The sequence below is a fragment of the Streptomyces sp. NPDC025793 genome, assembly GCF_055558375.1.
This window is the reverse complement of record NZ_JBVHMR010000004.1, coordinates 1-23,096: the sequence shown is the minus strand read 5'-3', so window position 1 is coordinate 23,096 and position 23,096 is coordinate 1. Positions and strand designations below refer to the sequence as shown.

The 23,096-nt window shown below is 73.7% G+C and carries 19 protein-coding genes and 1 pseudogene; 11 read left to right on the top strand and 9 right to left on the bottom strand.

The genetic code is table 11. The features are described 5' to 3' along the window. Positions 1–26 precede the first annotated feature (26 nt). From ACZ4MF_RS10280 to ACZ4MF_RS10260, 5 genes are read left to right on the top strand one after another with little or no spacing between them, the layout of a single operon-like run. On the top strand, positions 27–1,367 hold the full coding sequence (locus tag ACZ4MF_RS10280) for an L-fuconate dehydratase (RefSeq protein WP_467491597.1): 1,341 nt from the start codon (positions 27–29) through the stop codon (positions 1,365–1,367). Next, positions 1,364–2,119: an SDR family NAD(P)-dependent oxidoreductase gene (locus ACZ4MF_RS10275; RefSeq protein WP_467491596.1), complete on the top strand. Its 756-nt coding sequence runs from the start codon at positions 1,364–1,366 to the stop codon at positions 2,117–2,119. The genes ACZ4MF_RS10280 and ACZ4MF_RS10275 overlap by 4 nt, the downstream gene beginning before the upstream one ends. Further along, positions 2,116–3,087, top strand: a complete 972-nt coding sequence (locus tag ACZ4MF_RS10270) for an aldo/keto reductase (protein WP_467491595.1) — start codon at positions 2,116–2,118, stop codon at positions 3,085–3,087. Before ACZ4MF_RS10275 ends, ACZ4MF_RS10270 begins: the two co-directional genes overlap by 4 nt. Further along, complete coding sequence (locus ACZ4MF_RS10265) at positions 3,084–3,434, top strand: L-rhamnose mutarotase (RefSeq protein WP_467491594.1); 351 nt, start codon at positions 3,084–3,086, stop codon at positions 3,432–3,434. The genes ACZ4MF_RS10270 and ACZ4MF_RS10265 overlap by 4 nt, the downstream gene beginning before the upstream one ends. Beyond that, complete coding sequence (locus ACZ4MF_RS10260) at positions 3,431–4,264, top strand: amidohydrolase family protein (protein WP_467491593.1); 834 nt, start codon at positions 3,431–3,433, stop codon at positions 4,262–4,264. Before ACZ4MF_RS10265 ends, ACZ4MF_RS10260 begins: the two co-directional genes overlap by 4 nt. On the opposite strand, the gene ACZ4MF_RS10255 is transcribed toward ACZ4MF_RS10260, so the two are convergent. Further along, positions 4,252–5,673, bottom strand: a complete 1,422-nt coding sequence (locus ACZ4MF_RS10255; protein ID WP_356033927.1) for a lipase maturation factor family protein — start codon at positions 5,671–5,673, stop codon at positions 4,252–4,254. The two genes, ACZ4MF_RS10260 and ACZ4MF_RS10255, sit on opposite strands and share 13 nt — an antisense overlap. 128 nt (positions 5,674–5,801) lie before the next feature. On the opposite strand from ACZ4MF_RS10255, the gene ACZ4MF_RS10250 reads away from it, so the two are divergent. The 3 genes from ACZ4MF_RS10250 to ACZ4MF_RS10240 all read left to right on the top strand — a co-directional run bounded on the left by ACZ4MF_RS10250 (position 5,802) and on the right by ACZ4MF_RS10240 (position 10,079). Further along, a complete protein-coding gene (locus ACZ4MF_RS10250) occupies positions 5,802–7,013 on the top strand; it encodes a DUF6777 domain-containing protein (RefSeq protein WP_467491592.1) in 1,212 nt (403 codons plus the stop codon). Positions 7,014–7,096: 83 nt separating this feature from the next. Next, on the top strand, positions 7,097–9,184 hold the full coding sequence (locus ACZ4MF_RS10245) for a SpoIIE family protein phosphatase (RefSeq protein ID WP_467491591.1): 2,088 nt from the start codon (positions 7,097–7,099) through the stop codon (positions 9,182–9,184). A 31-nt stretch (positions 9,185–9,215) separates the two neighbouring features. Continuing rightward, complete coding sequence (locus tag ACZ4MF_RS10240; RefSeq protein ID WP_467491590.1) at positions 9,216–10,079, top strand: Fpg/Nei family DNA glycosylase; 864 nt, start codon at positions 9,216–9,218, stop codon at positions 10,077–10,079. A gap of 30 nt (positions 10,080–10,109) precedes the next feature. Here the strand turns inward: ACZ4MF_RS10240 and ACZ4MF_RS10235 are convergent, their stop codons facing one another. From ACZ4MF_RS10235 to ACZ4MF_RS10225, 3 genes are all read right to left on the bottom strand, one after another. Next, on the bottom strand, positions 10,110–10,769 hold the full coding sequence (locus ACZ4MF_RS10235; protein WP_467491589.1) for a zf-HC2 domain-containing protein: 660 nt from the start codon (positions 10,767–10,769) through the stop codon (positions 10,110–10,112). A gap of 151 nt (positions 10,770–10,920) precedes the next feature. Further along, positions 10,921–11,436, bottom strand: a complete 516-nt coding sequence (locus ACZ4MF_RS10230) for a hypothetical protein (protein ID WP_467491588.1) — start codon at positions 11,434–11,436, stop codon at positions 10,921–10,923. A 150-nt stretch (positions 11,437–11,586) separates the two neighbouring features. Next, positions 11,587–12,156, bottom strand: a complete 570-nt coding sequence (locus ACZ4MF_RS10225; protein WP_467491587.1) for a sigma-70 family RNA polymerase sigma factor — start codon at positions 12,154–12,156, stop codon at positions 11,587–11,589. Between the two features lie 214 nt (positions 12,157–12,370). Here ACZ4MF_RS10225 and ACZ4MF_RS10220 point away from each other — a divergent pair, with 214 nt between their 5' ends. Next, positions 12,371–13,528, top strand: a complete 1,158-nt coding sequence (locus ACZ4MF_RS10220) for a CapA family protein (RefSeq protein ID WP_467491586.1) — start codon at positions 12,371–12,373, stop codon at positions 13,526–13,528. Here ACZ4MF_RS10220 and ACZ4MF_RS10215 read toward each other — a convergent pair whose 3' ends face one another. Further along, entirely contained in the window at positions 13,529–14,965 is a 1,437-nt protein-coding gene (locus tag ACZ4MF_RS10215; RefSeq protein WP_467491585.1) for an amino acid permease, read from the bottom strand. A 627-nt stretch (positions 14,966–15,592) separates the two neighbouring features. Beyond that, positions 15,593–16,075, bottom strand: coding sequence for a universal stress protein (locus ACZ4MF_RS10210; RefSeq protein ID WP_467491584.1), 483 nt, complete (start codon positions 16,073–16,075; stop codon positions 15,593–15,595). Positions 16,076–16,166: 91 nt separating this feature from the next. Here ACZ4MF_RS10210 and lysX point away from each other — a divergent pair, with 91 nt between their 5' ends. Beyond that, positions 16,167–19,445: a bifunctional lysylphosphatidylglycerol synthetase/lysine--tRNA ligase LysX gene (gene lysX / locus ACZ4MF_RS10205; protein WP_467491583.1), complete on the top strand. Its 3,279-nt coding sequence runs from the start codon at positions 16,167–16,169 to the stop codon at positions 19,443–19,445. Here the strand turns inward: lysX and ACZ4MF_RS10200 are convergent. Next, positions 19,381–20,814, bottom strand: a complete 1,434-nt coding sequence (locus ACZ4MF_RS10200) for an MFS transporter (protein WP_467491582.1) — start codon at positions 20,812–20,814, stop codon at positions 19,381–19,383. The two genes, lysX and ACZ4MF_RS10200, sit on opposite strands and share 65 nt — an antisense overlap. 255 nt (positions 20,815–21,069) lie before the next feature. Between ACZ4MF_RS10200 and ACZ4MF_RS10195 the strand changes: the two genes are divergently transcribed. Next, positions 21,070–21,900, top strand: coding sequence for a polysaccharide deacetylase family protein (locus ACZ4MF_RS10195; RefSeq protein WP_467491581.1), 831 nt, complete (start codon positions 21,070–21,072; stop codon positions 21,898–21,900). Between the two features lie 50 nt (positions 21,901–21,950). On the opposite strand, the gene ACZ4MF_RS10190 is transcribed toward ACZ4MF_RS10195, so the two are convergent. Together ACZ4MF_RS10190 and ACZ4MF_RS10185 are read right to left on the bottom strand one after the other, a co-directional pair. Next, on the bottom strand, positions 21,951–22,628 hold the full coding sequence (locus ACZ4MF_RS10190) for a class F sortase (RefSeq protein WP_467491580.1): 678 nt from the start codon (positions 22,626–22,628) through the stop codon (positions 21,951–21,953). Between the two features lie 379 nt (positions 22,629–23,007). Then, positions 23,008–23,096: pseudogene (locus ACZ4MF_RS10185) on the bottom strand (transglycosylase SLT domain-containing protein); the annotation flags it as partial.

Sequence of the window (23,096 nt, the reverse complement as noted above, 5' to 3'; positions counted from 1 at the left end):
CGAATCCGACGACCGAAAGGACTTCAGTGTCCCAGGCCCCCGCCCGCGTCACCGCGGTCGACACCCACGACATCCGCTTCCCCACCTCGCGCGAGCTGGACGGCTCCGACGCGATGAACCCGGACCCCGACTACTCGGCGGCCTACGTCGTGCTGCGCACCGACGCCGCCGACGGGATCGAGGGACACGGATTCGTCTTCACCATCGGGCGGGGCAACGACGTCCAGGTCGCCGCGATCGACGCGCTGCGCGACCATGTGCTCGGCCGGGACGTGGCCGGGCTGTGCGCCGACCCGGGCTCGCTCTTCCGGGACCTGATCGGCGACAGCCAGCTGCGCTGGCTCGGCCCCGAGAAGGGCGTGATGCACATGGCGGTCGGGGCCGTCGTCAACGCCGTCTGGGACCTCGCCGCCCGCCGGGCCGGCAAACCGCTGTGGCAACTGCTCGCCGACGCCGAGCCCGAGTGGCTGGTCGCCCAGATCGACTTCCGCTATCTCACCGACGCCCTCACCCCCGACGAGGCCCTCGACCTGCTCAGAAGGGGGAGAGAAGGCGCCGAGGAGCGCCGGGCGAGGCTGCTGGAGCGCGGCTTTCCCGCCTACACCACCTCTCCGGGCTGGCTCGGCTACGACGACCACAAGCTCGGCCGCCTCGCCGCGCAGGCCGTCGCCGACGGCTTCACCCAGATCAAGCTGAAGGTCGGCGCCGACCTCGACGACGACATCCGGCGCTGCCGGGTCGCCCGCGCCGCGATCGGACCCGACATCCGGCTCGCCGTCGACGCCAACCAGCGCTGGAACGTGGACGAGGCGATCCGCTGGACCCGGGCCCTCGCCGAGTTCCGCCCGTACTGGATCGAGGAGCCCACCAGCCCGGACGACGTCCTCGGCCACGCCGCGATCCGCCGAGCCGTGGCGCCGGTGAAGGTCGCCACCGGCGAACACGTCCACAACCGGATCATGTTCAAGCAGCTGCTCCAGGCCGGCGCCCTCGACATCGTCCAGATCGACGCGGCGCGCGTCGCCGGCGTCAACGAGAACCTCGCGATCCTGCTGCTCGCCGCCAGGTTCGGCGTGCCCGTCTGCCCGCACGCGGGCGGCGTCGGACTGTGCGAACTCGTCCAGCACCTCTCGATGTTCGACTACCTGGCCGTCTCGGGCACCACCGACGACCGGGTCGTCGAGTACGTCGACCACCTGCACGAGCACTTCGTCACCCCGGTCGTCATCCGCGACGGCCACTACACGGCGCCCACCGGGCCCGGCTTCTCGGCCGCCCTGCGCCCGGAGTCCGTCGCACGCTACACGTACCCCGGCGGCACCTACTGGGCCGCCGACCCCGACACCCAGAAGGGACAGGCCGCATGAGCGACTTCGCGGGTATGAAGGCCCTGGTCACGGGCGGCGCCTCCGGCATCGGCCGGGCCACCGCCGACCTCCTCGCCGCCCGCGGCGCCCAGGTCGCCGTCCTCGACCGGGACCTCAGCGGCGTCGACAAGCCGCTCCTGGCGTACCGCGCCGACGTCACCGACGACACCTCGGTGCGCACCGCGGTCGAGCGCGCCGCCGAGGACCTCGGCGGGCTGGACGTCCTGGTCAACAACGCCGGCATCGGCGCCCAGGGCACGGTCGAGGACAACGACGACACCGAGTGGCACCGCGTCTTCGACGTCAACGTCCTCGGCATGGTGCGCACCACGCGCGCCGCCCTGCCACATCTGCGCGGCTCCTCCCACGCCGCGATCGTCAACACCTGCTCCATCGCGGCCACCGCCGGACTCCCGCACCGCGCCCTGTACAGCGCCACCAAGGGCGCCGTGTACTCCCTGACCCTCGCCATGGCCGCCGACCACGTCCGCGAGGGCATCCGCGTCAACTGCGTCAACCCCGGTACGGTGGACACCCCGTGGGTCGGCCGGCTGCTGGACGCGGCCCCGGACCCGGCCGCCGAGCGCGCCGCCCTGGCGGCCCGCCAGCCCACCGGTCGCCTCGTCTCCACTGCCGAAGTCGCGGGCGCCATCGCCTACTTGGCCGGCCCCCTGTCCGGCGCCACCACCGGCACCGCGCTCGCCGTCGACGGCGGCATGCAGGGCCTGCGGCTGCGCCCGGCGGGACGGTGAACACGCTGGGCCGCAGCGGCGTCGCGGTCACCCCGCTCGGCCTCGGTGCCGCGCCGCTCGGCAACCTCTTCACCCCGCTGGACGACGAGCAGGCGGAACAGGCCGTGACGGCCGCCTGGCAGCGGGGCATCCGGTACTTCGACACGGCCCCGCACTACGGCCTCGGCCTGTCCGAACGCCGCCTCGGCGCGGCCCTGCGGGCGTACGACCGTACCCACTACACCCTCTCCACCAAGGCCGGCCGGCTCCTCGAACCCTCCGACGGCACCGGCGACGACCTCGCGAGCGGCTTCGCCGTCCCCGCGACCCACCGCCGCGTGTGGGACTTCAGCGCCGACGGCGTCCGCCGCTCCCTGGAGGCGAGCCTGACCCGCCTCGGTCTGGACCGCGTCGACGTCGTCTACCTGCACGACCCCGACGACCACGCCGAACAGGCCTTCCGCGAGGGCTACCCGGCCCTGGAGAAGCTGCGCGCCGAGGGCATGGTGGGCGCGATCGGCGCGGGCATGAACCAGACGGAGATGCTCACCCGGTTCGTCCGCGACACCGACGTGGACGTGGTCCTGTGCGCGGGCCGGTACACCCTGCTCGACCAGAGCGCCGGCACCGGACTCCTCCCGCTGGCCGCCGAGCGCGGGGTGTCGGTCGTCCTCGGCGGCGTCTTCAACTCGGGCCTGCTGGCCGACCCGAGGCCGACAGCCACGTACGACTACACCCAGGTGCCCGGCGAGCTGCTGGCGCGCGCCCGGCGCCTTAAGGCGATCGCCGAGCGGCACGGCACCACCCTGCGGGCCGCCGCGCTCGCCTTCTCCGGCGCCCACCCGGCCGTCGCCTCCGTGCTGGTCGGCGCCCGCTCGGCGGCCGAGGTGCACGATGGTGCCGATCAGTTCGCCACCGACGTGCCCGCCGCGCTCTGGGCGGAGCTGCGGGAGTCCGGCCTGCTGCCCCGAGAGGAGGGCCCGTCATGAGGGTCGCCCTGCACTCCAAGGTCCGCGGCGACCGGATCGCCGACTACGAGGCCGCCCACCGCGAGGTCCCGAAGGAGCTCACCGCCGCCATCCGCGCCGCCGGTGCCACCTCGTGCACCCTCTGGCGGTGGGGGTCCCCCCGCGCGAGCGCAGCCGAGGGTGGGGGAGGCACCGACCTGTTCCCTCTGCTGGAATGCGAGGACTGCGCCCGGCCGCTCGCCGAACCGGAGCAGTTGCCCGTCAACGTGGCCTGGCAGGCCCGCATGGCCGAACTGCTCGACGCCGTGCACGACTGCTCCCGGGGCGGCGCCGACGCCGGGCTGCCCGTCGTCTGGGAGCTGCTGTGACCGTCGACGCCCACCACCACGTCTGGGACCTCTCGGTGCGGGACCAGGACTGGATCCCCGAACACAGCCCGCTGCGGCGGGACTTCGCCCTCACCGACCTCGAACCCGAGGCGAGCGCCGCCGGAGTCACCCGCACCGTCCTCGTCCAGACGGTCACCGTGCCCGAGGAGACCCCCGAGCTCCTGGCCCTGGCCGACCGCCACGAACTGATCGCCGGCGTCGTCGGCTGGACCGACCTGACCCGCCCCGACATCGCCGACGAACTGGCCCGGCTGCGCCGGCTCCCGGGCGGCGCCCACCTGAAGGGCATCCGGCACCAGGTGCAGGGCGAACCCGACCCGCGGTGGCTGCTGCGCCCGGACGTACGCCGGGGCCTGACCGCGCTCGCGGACGCCGGTCTCGTCCATGACCTCGTCGTCCTGCCCCACCAGCTCCCGGCCTGCGTCGAGGCCGCCCGGTCGGCCCCCGGACTCACCTTCGTCCTCGACCACGTGGGCAAGCCGCCCATCGCCTCCGGCGCCCTCGAACCCTGGGCCACGCACCTGCGCGCCCTCGCGGCTCTGCCCAACACCGTCTGCAAACTCTCCGGCCTGGTCACCGAGGCCGACCCCGCCACCTGGTCCGTCGCCGACCTGCGCCCGTACGCCGAGACCGCCCTGGCGGCCTTCGGGCCGGAGCGCGTGATGTACGGCTCGGACTGGCCGGTGTGTACACAGTCGGCGACCTACGCCCAAGTGATTGAATCGACAAGGCAATTGACCGCGGGACTCGGTGCGAGGGAGCACACGGCCGTGTTCGAGGGCACGGCCCGGCGCGTCTACGGCCTCTGAGCCGGTTCGGCCAGCCGGACGGGCGGCAGGTACTCGCGCACATACGTCCGCTCCCAGCACGCGCCCGTCTCCCGCAGCTCCCGCCACGTGGTGTAGCGGTAGCGGAAGAGACGGGCCCGGACGAAGCGGGGCGGGGTGTCCGGCGGGAACGGGGAGCGGCGCAGCAGCCGCAGGGTGTCGCGGTCGTTCTCCAGCAGCCGCTCCACCAGAGCGCCGAACCAGTCGCCCGCGTAGGCGGGGGACAGCGCCGCGAACCACATCAGCCAGTCCAGCCGCAGATGGTAGGGCGCGAACTGGCGCGGCCAGTGCCGCACGTCCCCGGGCTTGCCGCGGAACTCGTACTCCCGCCAGTCCGCGTCCTCGCTCAGCGCGTCGTCCAGCGTGCCCTCGACGACCACCTCGTAACGGATCCGGCTGACACTGCCGAACGCGCCGTAGGTGTTCACCAGGTGCAGCGGGTCGAAGGACCGGTTCATGACCTGGCGGCGCGAGATCATGTTCGTCACCGGGTGGTAGCTCAGGAAGAGCAGCAGCGCGGCGAGCGCGAGCACCACGATCTCGTACCAGAGCGGAGCCGGGGGCGCGGACGGCGGAGAGCCGGGGAGCCGGAGCGCCGACAGGGCCAGCACGATGGTGATCCAGTTCAGCCAGGAGAAGTTGCCGGACAGCACCAGCCACAGTTGGGTGACGATCATCAGCGCGGCGGCGGCCGAGGCGACCGGCTGCGGGGTGAACAGCAGCACCGGGACGACCAGTTGGGTGACGTGGTTCGCGGCGACCTCGGCCCGGTGCAGAGGCTTCGGCAGGTGGTGGAAGAACCAGCTCAGCGGGCCCGGCATCGGCTGGGTCTCATGGTGGTAGTAGAGGCAGGTCAGCTTCCGCCAGCAGGCGTCGCCCCGCATCTTGATCAGCCCGGCGCCGAACTCCACCCGGAACAGGATCCAGCGCAGCAGGAACAGCACCACGACCGGCGGCGCCACCGCGTCGTTGCCGAGGAACGCGGCCAGGAACCCCGTCTCCAGCAGCAGCGACTCCCAGCCGAACGCGTACCAGGTCTGGCCCACGTTGACGATCGACAGATACAGCGCCCAGGGCACCAGCCACAGCAGGATCCCGGCCCAGAGCGGCAGCAGGGAGTCCGCCCCGGCCAGCAGGGCCGCGGACACGGCGCAGCCCGTCCAGGCGCAGCCCGCGAAGAAGCGGTCCGAGTAGTGCAGTTGGAACAAGCCGGGCGCCTGCCGGAACGGCGCCCGCGCCACGAAGCGGGGGATCGGCAGCATGCCCCGCTCGCCCAGCAGGGCGCGGAACTGCCGGGCCGCCGTCAGGAAGGCGACGAGGTACAGCCCGGCCAGCGCCCGCTGGAGGACCAGCCGGCTCATCCCGTAGTCGGGAGCGGTGAACCAGTTCACGGCTGCGCGCCCTTCGTCGCGGCCACACCGCGGGGCCGTCTCCATCATGACCGCTCCCGAGTTGCCAGCCAAACGGGTGCAAGGCAGACAATAGGGGGGAAGTAACCCATAGTGATGCGGAGTGTACGGTGCGGATACCCGCCGGATCCATCGTCACGGCCCTGGCTCTCTCGGTCATGCTCGTCGTGGCGGGCTGCGTCCGCCCGGGCGACAAGGTGGCCCAGGTGGGCGTGGAGGTCTACCTCCAGCCCGCCGCCGCCCAAGGTCCCGACCCCTTCACCGCCTCCACGGTCACCGAACCGATCCCCCCGGCCCGGCCGGAGACCACCGGCCCGGCCACGTCCCCCGGCGCGGGCAGCGGCCGTCCGAGCGCGTCCGCGGGTGCGGGCGGTGCCGACCCGGGTGTGAGCGCCGTTCCCGCCCCACCCGCACGCGCACCCGGCGTCGTCGTCCCCGCCGCGCCCGCCGCCCCGACCGTCCCCGGTGCGAGCGTCACCGGACCGGCCGCAGCCGCGATCCCCCAGCCGGTGCTGCCCGCCGTGCTCGCCGTCCTGCCCCTGCGGGCGGTGCGCTCACTGTCCGGGGCGACCCCCGGCCTCTACGGCGGCACCGCGCGCGTCTCCGGCTGCGACATCGAACGGCAGATCGCCTATCTGAGGTCCGACCGGGACCGCGCCGGGGCCTTCGCCCGCGCGCAGGGGATCTCCGCGGCGGCCCTCCCCGGCTATCTGCGCGGCCTCGCCCCGGTCCTGCTGCGCGCCGACACCCGGGTCACCGGCCACGGCTACCGCGACGGGCAGGCCGCCGCCTACCAGGCCGTGCTCCAGGCCGGCACCGCCGTCCTCGTGGATGACCGGGGCATGCCCCGGCTGCGCTGCGCCTGCGGCAACCCGCTCGGGCCGCCCGCCCCGGGCCACGGCGGCATCGGCGCCCGCGGCCTCGCCTGGCCCGACTACCGGCCGGACCAGGTCGTCGCCGTGACCCCGGCCCCTCGCGCGGTCGCCAGCATCACGATCGTCGACGTCCTGACACGCACCTGGATCGAACGCCGGATCGGCCGCGACGTCCGCCACGACCGGATCGTCCCCGCCCCCGCCTCCTCGGCCACCGCGCTGCCCCCGGCCGACCCCGACCACGACGGCACCACTGCGACGGTCGGCGCGCCGTCGTACGGCCTGCTGCCCGGTTCCCCGTCGAGCACCGGGGCGCCCACCGGCCCGGCCACCCCGGCCCCCGGGCTGGTCAGCCCGCAGCCCTCGCCGTCCCTCGGCCTCACCCTGGACACACCCGACGACCCCGACCCGCGGCACGACGACCCGCCCGGCGGCCCCGGCGCGTGAGCGGCGGCACGCTCCGCCCGAACAGGTCCCGAAAGCTCTCCGATCAGGTCGAGGAATCCGGTAAATGCTGGCAAGGTGTCCCCATGGCTGATCGGGGAGCGCGTGCCCTGTCACTCCCGGCGGACTGGCCCGCCCACCCGGACCCGATTCTGGCGCTCAACCGCATGGGGACGTTCGACTGGGACCTGGACACGGGCCTGTTCCACATGGACGCCCAGGCCCACGAGGTCTTCGACCTGCTGCCCGGGGAGTACGACGGGCGCCCCGAGTCGCTCGCCGTCCGGGTGCCCCCGCCGGAGGCCGCCCGGCTGGACGCGGTGGTCGCCCGGGCCATCAAGGACGGCAGCGAGAACTACGGCGCCTACTTCCGCATCCGCCGCCGTGACGGCACCACGCGCTGGACCCGCACCCAGGGCTACATCCGCCGCGACGCCACCGGCCGCCCGCGCCGGGTCGTCGGCATCGTCCGCGACGCCACCGAGGAGCTCGCCGACAGCTCCGCCCGCAGCCTGCGCGCCGCCCAGGACGAGGCGTTCCGCCAGCAGGCCGGCGTCGTCCAGGCCGTCTCCGCCGCCCTCGCCCACGCCCGCACCGTCCGGGACGTCATCGACGTCCTCAAGGACACCCACGGCATCCGCCGGCTCGGCGCGGCCAGCCTCGTGATGGGGCTGGTGGAGGCGGGCCGGATACGGCTCGTCGCCGAGGCCCCCGTCGGCAGCTTCGTCCCGGCCGACAAGGTGAACCGCATCGACGAGCCGTACCCGATGAGCGAGGTCGTGCGCACGCTGCAGCCGCGGTTCATCGAGTCCCCCGAGGAGTTCGCCGAGGGCTACCCGATCCTCTGGCCGCACCTCACCGACCTGCACATCACCTCGGCCGCCTATCTGCCGCTGATCGCCCAGGCCCGCCCGATCGGCGCGATGGGTCTGCTCTACGACGACCGGCGCGGCTTCTCGGCCGAGGAACGCGCCGTCCTGGTCGCCCTCGGCAGCAGCATCGCGCAGAGCCTCCAGCGGGCCATGCTCTACGAGCAGGAGAAGGACCTCGCCCAGGGCCTCCAGCAGGCCATGCTGCCGCGCACCATCCCCAGCGTGCGCGGCGCCGACATCGCCGTGCGCTACCGTGCCGCCACCGCCGGGGGCGCCCTCGCCCGGGACATCGGCGGCGACTGGTACGACCTGATCCCGCTGCCCGGAGGACGGGTCGGCGCGGTCATCGGCGACGTCCAGGGGCACGACACGCACGCGGCGGCCGTCATGGGCCAGCTCCGCATCGTGCTGCGCGCCTACGCCGCCGAGGGACACACCCCGGCCACCGTGATGGCCCGCGCCTCGGTCTTCCTGCACGAACTCGACACCGACCGCTTCGCCACCTGCCTGTACGCCGAGGCCGACCTCGCCAGCGGGGTCGTCCAGGTCGTCCGCGCCGGGCACATCGACCCGCTGATCCGGGACGGCGACGGCAGCTGCCGCCGGGTCCCGGTCCACGGCGGGCTGCCGCTCGGCCTGTCCGCCGAGTTCGGCCGGCTGGAGTATCCCGTCACCACCCTCGAACTCGACCCCGGGCACACCCTGCTGCTGTGCACCGACGGCCTCGTCGAGCGGCCCGGCGCCGACCTCGACGACGGCATGCGCGGCCTCGTCCGACTCGTCGGCGCGGGCCCGGACGACGTGCGGGACCTCGCCGACCGGCTGATCCGGCTGGCCGAGGAGCGCGGCGGCGACGACGACGTGGCGCTGCTCCTGCTGCGCCGCCGCGTCCCGGAGGCGCCGAGGGCCGGCGGGCGGCTCCAGCAGCACGTGGCCCCCGGCTGCCCGGAGGCCCTGGCCCAGGCCCGGCACATGATCCGCGCCGCGGTGCGCGCCTGGGGCGCCCGGGACCGGTCCGACGAGATCGAGCTGGCCGCCGACGAGCTGATCACCAACGCCCTGCTGCACACCGAGGGCTCCGCGATCGTCACCCTGCGGGCGCTGGGCGGCGGCGACCACCGGCTGCGCATCGAGGTCGAGGACTCCTCCAGCGCCCTGCCACGGCGCCGCGACGCGGGTGAGGACGGCGTCTGCGGCCGCGGGCTGCTCCTCGTGGACCGGCTCGCCGACAGCTGGGGCGTGGAGGCACGCGGCAGCGGCAAGGCGGTGTGGTGCGAGTTCCGGATGCCCGAGCACACGTGATCCCACGGGCCCCGGATGGCACCCTGGACGTATGCCGGAACTGCCCGAAGTGGAAGCGCTCAGGGACTTCCTGACCGAGCACCTGGTCGGCCACGAGGTCGTGCGGGTGCTGCCCCTCGCCGTCAGCGTCCTGAAGACGTACGACCCACCGGTCGGCGCGTTCGAGGGCAGCCGGATCACCGCCGTGCACCGGCACGGGAAGTTCCTCGACCTCGCGGGGAGCTCCGGCCTGCACCTCGTCACCCATCTGGCCCGCGCGGGCTGGCTCCAGTGGCGGGACCGGCTCCCCGACGGTCCGCCCAAGCCGGGCAAGGGCCCGCTCGCGCTGCGCGTCGCACTGGAGACCGGCGAGGGCTTCGACCTCACCGAGGCCGGCACCCAAAAGCGCCTCGCGGTGTACGTCGTCCGCGACCCGCACGAGGTCGGGGGCATCGCCCGGCTCGGCCCCGACCCGCTCGCCGACGGCTTCGACGAGGCGCGCTTCGCCGCCCTGCTCACGGGCGAACGGCGGCAGCTGAAGGGCGCCCTGCGCGACCAGTCCCTGATCGCGGGCGTCGGCAACGCCTACAGCGACGAGATCCTGCACGCCGCGAAGATGTCCCCGTTCAAGCTCGCCTCCTCCCTCACCCCGGAGGAGACCCGGCACCTCTACGGGGCCCTGCGCACCACGCTCACCGAGGCCGTCGAGCGGTCCCGGGGCCTTGCCGCCGGGCGCCTGAAGGCCGAGAAGAAGAGCGGGCTGCGCGTCCACGGCCGTACCGGCGAGCCCTGCCCGGTGTGCGGGGACACCATCCGCGAGGTCTCCTTCAGCGACTCCGCGCTCCAGTACTGCCCGGCCTGCCAGACGGGCGGCAAGCCGCTGGCGGACCGCAGGCTGTCCCGGTTGCTGAAGTGAGTCCCGTGGCGCCCCGGTCCTCAAGGCGCCTCAGTCCTGCGGCGCCTTGAGGCTCACCAGGGACTGGCCGTCGGTGGTGCGGACGTCGTAGCGGGCGATCTGGTCGGGATGCAGCGGGGAGGACCCGAGCGCGGTGAAGGTGCCGGCGGCCCGCCCGGACTGGGTCCAGGTGCCGGCGACCTGTTCGGAGCCGTCCCGGCCGACGATCACGAACCGGCAGGTGTGCGGGCCGGTGCGGTCCTTGACCTTCAGCAGCAGCCGGCTGCCGGAGTCCTCGTCGTCGGCCGTGACCTCGGCCCACACCCCGGTCTTCGGATCGGTCGCCGCGGTGGCGTGGGCGGCCGGCTCGTCATGCGCGGTGAAGGCCATGAGCCCGGAGCCGGCCGTGGCCAGCACCACGGAGGCGGCCAGGCCGTACAGGAAGCGGCGGCGGCGTACCCGCTGCCGGCGCGCGACCTCGCCGAGCAGCCGCTCCAGCAGCCGGGGTCCGGGCTGCGTCATGGGGTGCACAAAGCGCGGCGTGGCCCGGCGGTACAGCATCAACTGCCGTGCGGCAGGGCCGAATTCGGTCACCTGTGCCGCGCACTGAGGGCACTCCATGAGGTGGTCCTCGAAGCGGAAGGCGTCCGCCTCGTTCAGCACGCCGAGCGCGTACGCGCCGACGTCGCGATGCCTTTCCTGGGACCTCATGCCGAATCCTCGTGCCGATGGGTGCGGGTGGGGTTACTCCGTGCTCCCACCCGTACGCAGCCGACAGCCGAAACACTCAAGCCACCCGCAGAATCCCGGAGAGGAGATTCGGAGCGGCCCGGTCCCCGGATTGGTCCGGTTTCCAAAAAAGTCAGAACAGATGGATCGCCAGGTGCCCGAGCGGCAGCCCGAGCCGCCAGGCCGCGGTCCACACCTTCGGCCCGTCGTCCTCGCCTGGCGCCCCCGGGCCGCCCGGCACCGCGTCCAGGTCCGGTGCGAGCAGCTCGGTCTCCTCCAGCCAGCGCCAGGCCTGAGCCGCGAGGGCGAGGTCGGGCGAGCGGGTGCCGGTCCCCTCGGCCCGGGCGGTCAGCTCGGCCATGCGCGTGCGCACCCACTCCTGCCACTGCTGGTCGTACGCCGTCAGCGACAGCCAGGTCTCCAGCTGGGAGATCACGCGGATGCCGGACAGCTCCCCGTCGGTGTCCGAGAGGAAGACGGTCAGCGCCAGCGCGTCCCGGCCGGCCCGGAACTCGAAGGACGTCGGCGGCATGAGGTCGCCGGTGCGCAGCAGCTCGTCGGCGATGTACTCGGCGTACAACCAGGCCATGGGGACGGCCAGTTCACCGCCGTCGGTGCCGTCCGTGCTCTCGTGCCCTCTGTGCAGCATCCCTTCCTGCCCTTCCTTTGGTGCGTGCGCGTGGCCCGACCCCGTCGGGGCGGAGCCCCGGCCCGCCCGGAAACGCGGATGAGGACAGCCCATTGCCCCAATGGGGGGCTCAGCAAGGCGCTTTGCCGAAGTTTGACCCAGCCCCCGGTTTCAGCGCAGGTCGGCTGCGTAACCCGGCAGGACCCGGCGCAGCGCGCGCAGCGCGTAGAACGCGCGAGATTTCACGGTACCGGGTGGTACGCCCAGGGTCTGCGCCGCTTCCGCCACACTGGCCCCGAGGAAATACACCAGTACGAGGACGTCACGGTGCTCCGGCGTGAGTGTCTTCACAGCTTCGCGCACATCGAGCATCTGCGCGGCCCGTTCGGCATGATCGGCGGTCACCCGGGCGGTCTCGGGGACCTCGCCGCCGTCCTCGGGCGGCCGGGCCTGCCGGGCCCGCCGGGCGTCGATCGCGAGCCGCCGGGCGACGGTCAGCAGCCAGGGCCGTACCGAGTCGAAGTCGTCGGCGTGCAGGGCCTCCGGATGCTGCCAGGCGCGCACCAGGGTCTCCTGGACGAGGTCCTCGGCGCGCTGCCGGTCCCCGTCGCAGAGCCGGAGCAGCAGGGCGAACAGGGGCCCGCCGTGCTCGCGCTGGAGCGCGGCCAGTTCGTGTTCGGCGGTCGTCGTCCCACGGGCCGGTGCGCCCGGCCGGTGGGTGAGCGGGGATGCGGCCGTCATGGCCGTATGCCAGCGCGGCGCGCGGCCGGGGGACAGGGGGCGGGCACGGCCGTGCGACGGGCGGTCGATCGCGTCGGCGAACGGTCGGACGGGCGGCCTGCGCAGGGAACCGGATGGGCTAAGCAGGGCCCTGGTCCGTTTATCCGCGGAGCCGACTCCGTACCCATAGGAAGGTGATGGATAGTCAGTAAATACGATTTTATGGGGTGAGCTGATGTTCGGACGCAGACACCTGGTGGCCCTGGCCCTCACCGCCGCCCTCACGGCCGCGGCCGCCGGCGCGAACCACCTACGGCAGGAGTCCGGGCACCCCGCCCCGGCCGGCTCCGCCCGTTCCCTCGGCCGCGGCTTCACGCTCGTCGCGTCCGGGGACATCCTGCCGCACACCTCCGTCATCGACCAGGCGGCCTACTACGCCGGCGGGCGCGGCTACTACTTCGGGCCCATGCTCACCGAGACCGAACCCGTCCTCTCCCGCGCGGACCTGGCGCTGTGTCACATGGACACCGCCTTCGGTGCCGACGGCCACTACTCCGGCTACCCCGTCTTCGCGTCGCCGCCGCAGCTCGCCCGGGGCCTCGCCGCGGCCGGCTACGCCGGCTGCTCCACCGCCTCCAGCCACGCCCTGGACGACGGCCCCGCCGGCGTCCGGCGCACCCTGGACGCCATGGACGCGGCCGGGCTGAAACACGTCGGCACCGCCCGCAGCGCGGCCGAGGCCCGCGCGGTCACGCTCCTGAGGGCCGGCCCGGCCAGGGTCGCGCACCTGTCGTACGCCGTCGGCACCGAAGGCCGCCCGCGGCCGGCCGGCGAGCCCTGGGCGGTCAACGTGATCGACGAGCGCCGGATGATCGCCGACGCCCGCGCCGCCCGGCGGGCCGGCGCCGACGTCGTCGTGGTCTCCGTGTACTGGGGCACCGAGTGGCAGCACGAACCGAGCCTGCAGCAGCGCGCCCTCGCCCGGCGGCTCACCGCCTCCGCCACCGCCGGCCGCCCGGACATCGACCTGATCCTCGGCACCCATCCCCATGACCCGCAGGCCTACGAGAAGGTCAACGGCACCTGGGTGATCTACGGCATGGGCGAACAGATCGCCGGCGAGCTGGCCGACCGCCGGGGGATCCGGAGCCCGCGCGGCAACGCGTCCACCCTCGGCCGCTTCGCCTTCGCCCCGCCCGCCCGGCCCGGCGGTCGCTGGCGGGTCACCAGGGCCGAGTTCGTCCCGCAGTGGTACGACCTCGACTCCGGGCGCGTGCTCGACGTGAACCGGGCCATCGCCCACGGCGCCCGGCTGGAGGCGGTGCGCGACCGCATCCGGGACGTGGTGCTCAGCCGCGGCGCCGGCGAGGACGGACTGACCATGGGGGAGTGATCAGCGTGTCGTTCCCCCGGCGGACGGCTGCCCGGCCAGCGCCGAGCGCCGGTAGGAGTAGCCGAAGTAGATGACGCACCCGATCACGAACCACACCGCGAACCGCACCCAGGTCTCCCACTGCAGATACGTGATCAGCCAGATCGAGAAGACCACGCCCAGCGCGGGCACCACCGGCATCCCCGGGGTGCGGAAGGTGCGCGGCAGCTCCGGCTGCCGGTAGCGCAGCACGATCACGGCCGTGCACACGACGACGAACGCCAGCAGGATGCCGATGTTGGTCAGCTCGGCCGCCGAACCGATCGGCACGAACCCGGCGATGGCCGCCGAGCCCGCCCCGACGATCCAGGTCACCCGGGTCGGCACATGCCGGGTCGGGTGGGTCTTGGCGAACCACTTCGGCAGCAGCCCGTCGCGGGACATGGAGAACCACACCCGGGTCACGCCCAGCATGAACGTGAACATCACGGTGAGGATGCCGATGATGGCGCCCACCGCGATCACGTCCGCCAGCCGGTCCAGACCCACCGACTTGAACGCGGTCGCGAAGCCGCTCTCCTTGTTGATGTGCCGGTAGTTCTGCATGCCGGTCAGCACCAGGCACGCCGCCACGTACAGCACCATCGAGATCGCCAGCGAGTAGAGGATCGCCTTCGGCATGTGCCGCTGCGCGTCCTTCGACTCCTCGGCCGCCGTCGACATGGCGTCGTAGCCGAACACGGCGAAGAACACCGTGGCCGCGCCGGTGAAGGCGCCGCCGATGCCGTACGGGAAGAACGGGTGGTAGTTCGCGGTGTCGATGTGGAAGAAGCCCACCGCGATCACCAGCAGCACCACCAGCACCTTCAGCCCGACGACGAGGGTCTCGAAGCGGGCCGCGCTGCGGATGCCCAGGTTCAGCAGCCAGGCGATCAGCAGGCACAGGATCGCGGCGAACAGGTCGACCCGGTGCCCGTCCCCCGTGCCGGGCGCGCCCAGCATCCAGTGCGGCAGGCGCGCGCCGGTCTCCCCGACCAGGAAGCTGAAGTAGCCCGAGATGCCGATCGCCACGACCGCCACGATCGCGGTGTACTCCAGCAGCAGGTCCCAGCCGATGAACCAGCCGGCGAACTCGCCGAGCACCGCGTAGCCGTAGGTGTACGCCGAGCCCGCCTTCGGGATCAGCCCGGCGAACTCGGCGTACGACAGCGCCGCGCACGCGCTCGCCACGCCGGCGATCAGGAACGACACCAGCACCGCGGGGCCGGCCGTGCCGTTGGCCACCGTGCCGGCCAGGGTGAAGATGCCGGCGCCGATGATGCCGCCCACGCCGATCGCGGTGAGCTGCCACAGCCCGAGCGACCGGTCCAGCCGCGGTCCCTCCCGGACCTCCGTGTCCTCGATGTGCTCGATGGGTTTGCGGCGGAGAATTCCTTCACCCGCGCGGAGCCTGTCCATGAGCCTCACCTCTTCGCCGAAGGCAAACGGCTGACGGCGGATCATGATGGCTCAGCCACGACCCGTACGGAAGACGCCACGCACGACTGCGTCGGGCAGGGGCGGGTGCCCCGGAGACCGCCACCCGCCCTTCCCGCCACGACAGCGGCCCCTCGCCGCGCCGTCCCCCGCCGAGCCACCGCCTCCCGGCCGCCCCACCGTCGCCGTACCCCGCGCCCTCGGCCCGCTCGGGCTCACCGGCGTCCGTCCGGCCTTGCCTGCTCCCCGTGCGGGGATCGCGGCAGCGGCTGGGCCGATCGTCTCCCGGCCGCGCCGCCGCGGATGCTGTCGGATCCGTTCGCCGTTGGCGTGCCCCGCGCTCTCGGCCCCGCTCGGGCTCACCGGCGTCCGCGTGTGGGGACGGTGGCAGCGGCCCGCCTGATCGCCCGCGCCGGCCTGGTCCGCCCCTGCCGGTGTGTTCGCCCCCGTTCTCGGCGCCGCCCCGCCAGGCCGTGCGGCCCGCACCCGCGCGCCACTCGGCCTGGTGCCGGCGAGGCCATCGCGGAGCCGGCCCCGACACCGTCCCGCGGGGGCCGCCGACCGGTGGGCACCGGCCCGGGCACAGGGCCCCGTGGCGTTCGGCTCGGGCTACGGGACGACCGTCACCGGCCAGCGGCCGGCCTTCACCAGGCGTACCGCCACCGAGCCGATGATCCGGTGCCCGGCCTGTTCCGAGGCGCCGACGACCACCGCGTCCGCCTTCAGCTGGTCGGCCGCCTTCACCAGGCCGGTGTAGGGGTCGCCGCGGAAGGTGTGGAACTCCCAGCGCACCTCGAATATCCCCTTGACCCGCTCCGCCGCCTCCCGGATCTGCGCCACCAGGTCCTCGGCGATCTCGTCGGTCGTCTCCGCCACCGGCGCCCCCAGCGCCGCCCCGGCCGCGAGCACCGGCTGCACGTACACCACGGCCAGCAGCGCGTGCTGACGCCGGGCGAGCCCGCCCGCGTACGACGCGGCGCGCATCGAGGAGTCGGAGCCGTCCACACCGACCACGATGACCTTCGGCCCGTCCGTGCCCCGCTCGAACTGGTGCGCGTGCGAATGCGAGTGCTGTCCCTGCTGTTCCGTCACGGTCCGAGGCTATCGGAACCCGTCCTTCCCGCTCGGACACGGGCGGGCTCTCGACGGGCGATCCGCCCGGGCTCTTCCTACAGTCGGAACCATGACCGCGAGCGCGCAGCCCGCCGCACAGAGGGACCCCACGGCGCCGGTACGCCCGCCCGCAGGCGGGCGCCTCGGCTGGGTGCCCGAGGCCTTCGCGACCCTCTTCGGCGCCGTCGGCCTGCTGTGTGCCCTGCTGGCGCTCATCGAGCCCCTGCGGCGCCTGTTCCGCCCGGTCGCGGAGGCCCTTGAGGTGCTCCTGGTGCCCATCAGCGCCAACCTCGCCTACGCCGTCTTCCTCTTCCTGCTGGCCGGTGCCACCGCCGCCCGCAAGAAGGTCGCCTGGTGGCTGATCGTCGTCTACCTCGGCCTTCTCGTCCTCACCGACGCGCTCGCCGTGGGTGTCGGCATGTACACCGACGCGCTGCTGTCCCTGGTGGTGTCCGCCCTGCTGCTGGTCCTGCTCGTCGTGGCCCGCGCGGAGTTCTACGCCGCCTCCCGCCGCGCCGCCGTACGCCGGGCCCTCGGCGTGCTGGTGGCGGGCCTCGTCGTGGCGACCCTGCTGGGCTGGGGCCTGGTCCTGCTGTTCCCGGGCACGCTCCCGGCGAGCGAGCATCTGGCCTGGGCGGCCGACCGGGTGTGCGGCGGACTGGTCTCCGAGGGCACCTTCACCGGCCGCCCGCCCCGCCAGGTCAGCTTCGTGCTCGGCCTGTTCGGCGCCCTCGCCCTGCTCAACGCCGCCGCCACGCTCTTCCGCTCCCAGCGTCTGGAGGCCGCCCTGCACGACGACGAGGAGGCCCGCATCCGCGCCCTCCTCGCGCTCTACGGCGAGCGCGACTCCCTCGGCTACTTCGCCACCCGCCGGGACAAGGCCGTCGTCTTCTCGCCCAGCGGCAAGGCCGCCGTCACCTACCGCGTCGAGGCCGGGGTGTGCCTGGCCAGCGGCGACCCCGTCGGCGACATGGAGGCCTGGCCGCACGCCATCGCCGCCTGGCTCGACCTCGCCCGCCGCTACGCCTGGGCGCCCGCCGTGATGGGCGCCTCGGAGGACGGAGCCCGCGCCTACGCCCGCGCCGGGCTCGGCGCCCTCCAGCTCGGCGACGAGGCGATCGTGCACATCGCCTCCTTCGACCTGGACGGCCGCGACATGCGGGTCACCCGGCAGGCCGCGCACCGGGTCGCCCGCACCGGTGCGACCTGCCGCATCCGCCGCCACTCCAGCCTCGGCGAACGGGAGATGGAGGACATCGTCGACAAGGCCGACGCCTGGCGCGACACCGAGACCGAACGCGGCTTCTCGATGGCCCTGGACCGGCTCGGCGACCCCGCCGACGGCGACTGTCTGCTCGTGGAGGCCCTCTGCGAGGACGGCCGGCTCCTCGCCCTGCTCTCCTTCGTGCCCTGGGGACGCGACGGCATCTCCCTGGACCTGATGCGCCGCGATCGCGCCGCCCCCAACGGGGTCATGGAGTTCATGGTCGCCGAGCTGTGTGCCGCCGCCCCCAAGCTGGGCGTGCGCCGGATCTCGCTGAACTTCGCCGTCTTCCGCTCCGTCTTCGAGGAGGGCGCCCGCATCGGCGCCGGACCCGTCCTGCGGCTCTGGCGCCGCCTGCTGCTGTTCTTCTCCCGCTGGTGGCAGCTGGAGGCCCTCTACCGCTCCAACGCCAAGTACCACCCCGAGTGGTACCCGCGCTTCATCTGCTACGGCGACACCGCCGCCCTCGCCCGCATCGGCCTCGCCTCCGGCATCGCCGAAGGGTTCGTCTCCGTACCGTCGCTGCGCAAACTCTGGGGAAAGGGGCACCCGAGGGCCGGGCAGCGGCCCGCCACCACCGCGGGGCTGCCGCCCCTGACGGTGCTCGGCCTCGAAGAAGGGGACCGCGCCGGGGCCCTGGCGGGCGGCCCGGGCCTGCCCGACCAGGTCCGCGTCCGCCGGCGCACCCTCGACCGGCTGCGCGCCGCCGGCACCGATCCCTACCCGGTCGGCGTCCCCGCCCCCACCCACGCCCTCGCCGACGTCCCCGAGGGCCAGGACGTCACCGTCGCCGGCCGGGTCATGCTGGTCCGCGACTTCGGCGGCATCGTCTTCGCGGTGCTGCGCGACTGGTCCGGCGACCACCAGATCGCCCTCGGCCGCAGCGCGGCAGGGCCCGAGCTGGACCGCTTCACCGCCGACGCCGACATCGGCGACCACGTCACGGTCACCGGCCGGGCCGGACGAAGCGACAAGGGCGAGCCCACCGTCTTCGTCACCTCCTGGCAGCTCACCGGCAAGTGCCTGCGCCCGCTGCCCGACAAACGCCGCGGCCTCGCCGACCCCGAGGCCAAGGTCCGCCGCCGCTATCTCGACCTCGCCACCAGCCCCGCCGCGCGCACGGTGATCCGGGTGCGCTCCGCCGTCGTACAGGCGCTGCGCCAGGGCCTGCTGGACCGCGGCTACGTCGAGGTCGAGACCCCGATGCTCCAGCAGATCCACGGCGGCGCCAACGCCCGCCCCTTCACCACCCACATCAACGCCTACGACCTCGACCTCTACCTGCGCATCGCCCCCGAGCTGTATCTGAAACGGCTGTGCGTCGGCGGCCTGGAGAAGGTCTTCGAACTGGGCCGCACCTTCCGCAACGAGGGCGTCTCCTACAAGCACAACCCCGAGTTCACGATGCTGGAGGCCTACCAGGCGCACGCCGACTACACGGTGATGCTCGACCTCACCCGCGAACTGATCCAGGGCGCGGCGAGCGCCGCCCTCGGCTCCCCGGTGGCCCGCAAGGACGGCCGGGAGTACGACATCTCCGGCGCCTGGCCGGTCAAGACCGTGTACGGGGCGGTCTCCGAGGCGCTGGGCGAGGAGATCGGTCCCGGCACCGAACTGCTGCGGCTGCACCGGCTGTGCGACCGCGCCGGGGTGCCGTACACCGCCGACGACACCCCGGCCGACGTCGTGCTGGAGATGTACGAGCGGCTCGTCGAGGAACGCACCCGGCTGCCCACCTTCTACAAGGACTTCCCGACCGACGTCTCCCCGCTCACCCGCCCGCACCGCGCCGATCCGCGGCTCGCCGAGCGCTGGGACCTCGTCGCCTTCGGCACCGAACTCGGCACCGCCTACTCGGAGTTGACCGACCCGGTCGAGCAGCGCCGACGGCTCACCGAGCAGTCGCTGCGGGCCGCCGGCGGCGATCCGGAGGCGATGGAGCTGGACGAGGACTTCCTGGAGGCACTGGAGTACGCGATGCCCCCGACCGGCGGCCTCGGCCTCGGCGTCGACCGGCTCGTCATGTTCCTGACGGGGCTGACGATCCGGGAGACCCTGCCGTTCCCGCTGGTGCGCCGCCGCTGAGGCCCGGCTCCGGGTCCGTCGTGCGGGCGGTGCGCAGGGGCAGCGCCAGCAGCGCGACCAGCGCGGCGGCCAGGCACAGCGCCGTTCCGAGGCCGAAGCAGTGCCGGACCTCGGTCGCGAGGGCGGCCTGGTACTCCGCCGGACCGTGCGGCCCGGTGGTCGGCGTGTGCTGCAGGGTGACCGTCATGACGCCGGCGAACAGCGACGTGCCGAGACCGGCGCCGAGCTGCCGGGAGGAGTTCAGGGCCCGGGGGAGCGCGCCGCTGCCCGACCGCGCGAAACCGGCCGGCAGGGCGAGCACACCGCAGCCGAAGGCGATCAGCAGCAGCGGCAGTTGCACCGCGCCGAAGCCGTAGCCCGCGCCCGGCAGGCTCAGCAGCACGAACCCGACGGCCGCCACCGCACAGGCCCCGGCCACCGTCCCCGCCAGACCGACACGGGCGGCCAGGCGCGGCAGGACCGCGCTGCCCGCCACCACCCCGGCCACGGCGGGCAGCAGCGCCCAGCCGACCCGCATCGGCGAGAGCCCGCCGATCAGTTGGAGGACGAACGTGAGCAGGAGCACGACCCCGGCCAGGCTCGCCGCCAGCAGCGCCACCACGGTGTAGGCACCGAACGCGGCCCGCTCCCGGGACAGCAGGGCCGGCACCCGCTCGCCGCGCCACGCGAGGCCCAGCACGGAGGGCAGCACCGCGGCGCCCACGGCGATGAGGACGACCGTCGTGACGGACACGCTGCGACCGCCGAGCCAGTCCGCGAACCAGGCCAGGAAGCCCAGCGGCACGACGGCCAGCGCGGCACCGGCCAACCGGGCCCGGGCGGCGGGCGCGGGCGCCGTCTCGGCCAGCGCCACCGGGGTCAGCACCAGGAGCGCCAGCCCGGCCGCGGCCTGGACCCAGAAGACCGTGTTCTCCGTGTCGACGGTGTCCAGCAGCACGGTGCACGGCAGCAGTACGGCCGGGGTGGCGCAGGCGACGACCGCGAAGTGCACGTTCAGCGCCCGGTCCCGGTCCCGGCCCTCGGGGTGCGTGGCGTCGATCAGCGCGAGCGCGCCCGCCGTGATGACCGCCGCCGCGACACCCTGCACCGCCCGTGAGGCGAGCAGCACCGAGGCGTCGGACGACAGCGCGGGCGCCGCCGCGGCGAGGCTCGACAGCGCGAGCCCGCCCATCAGCACCCGCCGGTGCCCGAACGCCCGGCCGAGCGCCCCCGCGAGCACCGGCAGCGCGGCGAAGCACACGCTGTACGCGGACAGCAGCCAGGTCAGCCCGGAGAACGACAGCTCCCGGTCGTGCTGGATCAGCGGCAGCCCCACCGCGAAGACGGTCGTGTCGAAGACGACCAGGATCTGCGCGACGGCCAGCAGCACCACGGCCGGTGTGCCGCGTGCTCCCCGATCCGACGCCCCGTTCGTTCCCCCGGTACTTCCCGCGGTCGTTCCCCCGTGCGCGGCCAACTCGGCTCGCCCCCCTGTGTGTCATGGCAGTCGCTGTGGACTGATTGCTTATCAGACGCTTACGCGCGGGGCCACAGCGGCTCCCGTGCTCGGCCGACCGGGTGCTTTCCCGCCGCCGCACCAGTGTCGTTGTGGTGCGCCGGAGTCCGGCGGGGCGACTGATGACTCATGCAGAAGGATCAGTTGCTCACGCGGCGCCGGATGCTCCTCGCCGGGGCCGCCGCGCTGGGGGCCGCGGGTGCCGCCGGGGCCGTCCTCGCGGGCGGCGACGAGGAGACCGCCCCGCCGGCCGCCGCCCCCGGCCCGCAGGCTCGTCAGGTGCCCAAGTCCTCCGCCTTCCGGCTCCAGCCGCTCACCGGCTACGGCCCGCCGCGCGCCTCACCCCGCAGGCTGAAGGTCCGCACCGAGCCCGTGCTCCGGATCTCCGGGCGCGGCCGGCACATGATGCTGACCTTCGACGACGGCCCCAACCCGGACTACACCCCGCACATCTTGGACACCCTCGCCAAGTACGACGTGCGGGCCATGTTCTTCCTGTGCGGCGAGTGCGTCGTCGAGAACAGGGAACTGGTGGCCCGGATGGCCGAGGAGGGCCATGTCGTCGGCAACCACACCTGGACCCATCCGCTGCTGACCGCCCTCAGCCGCAGGGAGATCCGCGACGAGATGGCGAGCACCAGCGACGCCATCGAGGACACCTACGGCGAACGCCCCCAGTGGTTCCGGGCCCCCTACGGCGCCTGGAACCGGGCCGCCTTCCAGCTCGGCGCCGCGATGGGCATGGAGCCGATGGCCTGGACCGTGGACACCACGGACTGGACGATGCCGGGCACCTCCACCATCGTCGACCGGGTGGAGAGCGGCGCCGCCCCCGGTGTCGTCGTGCTCTCCCACGACGCCGGGGGCGACCGGTCGCAGACCGTCCGCGCCATCCGTGAATGGCTGCCCCATCTCCTCGACTCCGGATATCACCTGACCGTGCCGAGCAGACGCGTGTGAGGGGTGCGCGGCCCGTCCCCGGGGATGCGCCGGCCCGGCCGTGGTGGATGTCAGTCCACCGCGACCAGGCGGGCGAAGACGACGAGATTCCCGTCGTAGCCGTGCCGCTTCGAGAAGCCGCCGCCGCAGGTGATCAGGCGCAGTTCCGCGGTGCCCTTCGAGCCGTACACCCGGTCACCGGGGAAATGGGCCTTCGGGAACACCTCGATGCCGTAGACCTCGAACACCGCGGTCTTCCCGTCCTTGCGCAGGACGTCGATCCGGTTTCCCTTCCTGAGGGTTCCGAGTCCGTAGAACACGGCGGGACCCCGCCGGTTGTCGACGTGCCCGACGATGACGGCCGTGCCCTTCTCGCCGGGGGAGGCGGCACCGGTGAACCAGCCCGCGAGGCCGGCGTCGTCGGGCGGGGGCGCGCCGATCCAGCCGGCGGCGTCCAGGCCGACCGGCACCACCGGCGCGTTGACCCGGATCGCGGGGATCCGCACGCGGTCCGCCCCGGAGAACGGGAGCGGTGCCGCATGCGCGGCCCGGACGCCCGTGCCGGTGCTGGTGCGAGTGTCCGGGGCGGCCGCCGAAGCGGGCTGCGGCGGGCCGGCGTCGAAGTCCCCGGAACCATTGCGGACGAGTGCCAGCCCGGTCAGCAGAACAAGCGCCAGCACACCCCACGGGGCGTGCCGACGCCGCCGCTCCTCTTCTTCGGCAAGCTCGGACCAACCGGACGCAGACATTCGCCTTCCCTTCTCGCCGCGGTCGCCGCCGCGTGCGTCGCGTATGGGAAAACGCTAAATCCCGCGCGGGCCGAGGACGACGGGGCGAGCGGCGAACGAGTGGCCCGCGGGGCCCTCGGTGCGCCATCCGAGTTGCCGTTTCGGGGACTTTTCTGACGGTCCGTGACCTGCGGGAATATCTGATTGTGTGCTTTTGGTCCGGCGTGTTGTCTCACCAGGACGGACCATTCTCGGCATGCGGGCGTGTTCCGGGGGTCCGAGGGCCGCTTCCGGGCGGTGGAGGCCGAGGTGACGCCCGCGGTCCTGCGCATGCGCGAAGGCCGGTGCGGCAGCGGGTGTCGCTGCTCGTACCGGCCTTCGCGGTCGTCCGACTCCGGGGTCAGTAGGCGGAGTTGACGTGGTCGATGGAGCCGTAGCGGTGGGCGGCGTAGTTGGCGGCCGCGGTGATGTTGGCGACCGGGTCCGTGA

Excerpts from the sequence above, each read along its gene's own strand:
- ACZ4MF_RS10275 (WP_467491596.1), top strand. The coding sequence starts at position 1,364 with ATGAGCGACTTCGCGGGTATGAAGGCCCTGGTCACGGGCGGCGCCTCC.
- ACZ4MF_RS10195 (WP_467491581.1), top strand. The coding sequence starts at position 21,070 with ATGCAGAAGGATCAGTTGCTCACGCGGCGCCGGATGCTCCTCGCCGGG.
- ACZ4MF_RS10215 (WP_467491585.1), bottom strand. The coding sequence starts at position 14,965 with ATGGACAGGCTCCGCGCGGGTGAAGGAATTCTCCGCCGCAAACCCATC.
- ACZ4MF_RS10265 (WP_467491594.1), top strand. The coding sequence starts at position 3,084 with ATGAGGGTCGCCCTGCACTCCAAGGTCCGCGGCGACCGGATCGCCGAC.
- ACZ4MF_RS10230 (WP_467491588.1), bottom strand. The coding sequence starts at position 11,436 with ATGCTGCACAGAGGGCACGAGAGCACGGACGGCACCGACGGCGGTGAA.
- ACZ4MF_RS10245 (WP_467491591.1), top strand. The coding sequence starts at position 7,097 with ATGGCTGATCGGGGAGCGCGTGCCCTGTCACTCCCGGCGGACTGGCCC.
- ACZ4MF_RS10240 (WP_467491590.1), top strand. The coding sequence starts at position 9,216 with ATGCCGGAACTGCCCGAAGTGGAAGCGCTCAGGGACTTCCTGACCGAG.
- ACZ4MF_RS10235 (WP_467491589.1), bottom strand. The coding sequence starts at position 10,769 with ATGAGGTCCCAGGAAAGGCATCGCGACGTCGGCGCGTACGCGCTCGGC.
- ACZ4MF_RS10190 (WP_467491580.1), bottom strand. The coding sequence starts at position 22,628 with ATGTCTGCGTCCGGTTGGTCCGAGCTTGCCGAAGAAGAGGAGCGGCGG.
- ACZ4MF_RS10220 (WP_467491586.1), top strand. The coding sequence starts at position 12,371 with ATGTTCGGACGCAGACACCTGGTGGCCCTGGCCCTCACCGCCGCCCTC.
- ACZ4MF_RS10225 (WP_467491587.1), bottom strand. The coding sequence starts at position 12,156 with ATGACGGCCGCATCCCCGCTCACCCACCGGCCGGGCGCACCGGCCCGT.
- lysX (WP_467491583.1), top strand. The coding sequence starts at position 16,167 with ATGACCGCGAGCGCGCAGCCCGCCGCACAGAGGGACCCCACGGCGCCG.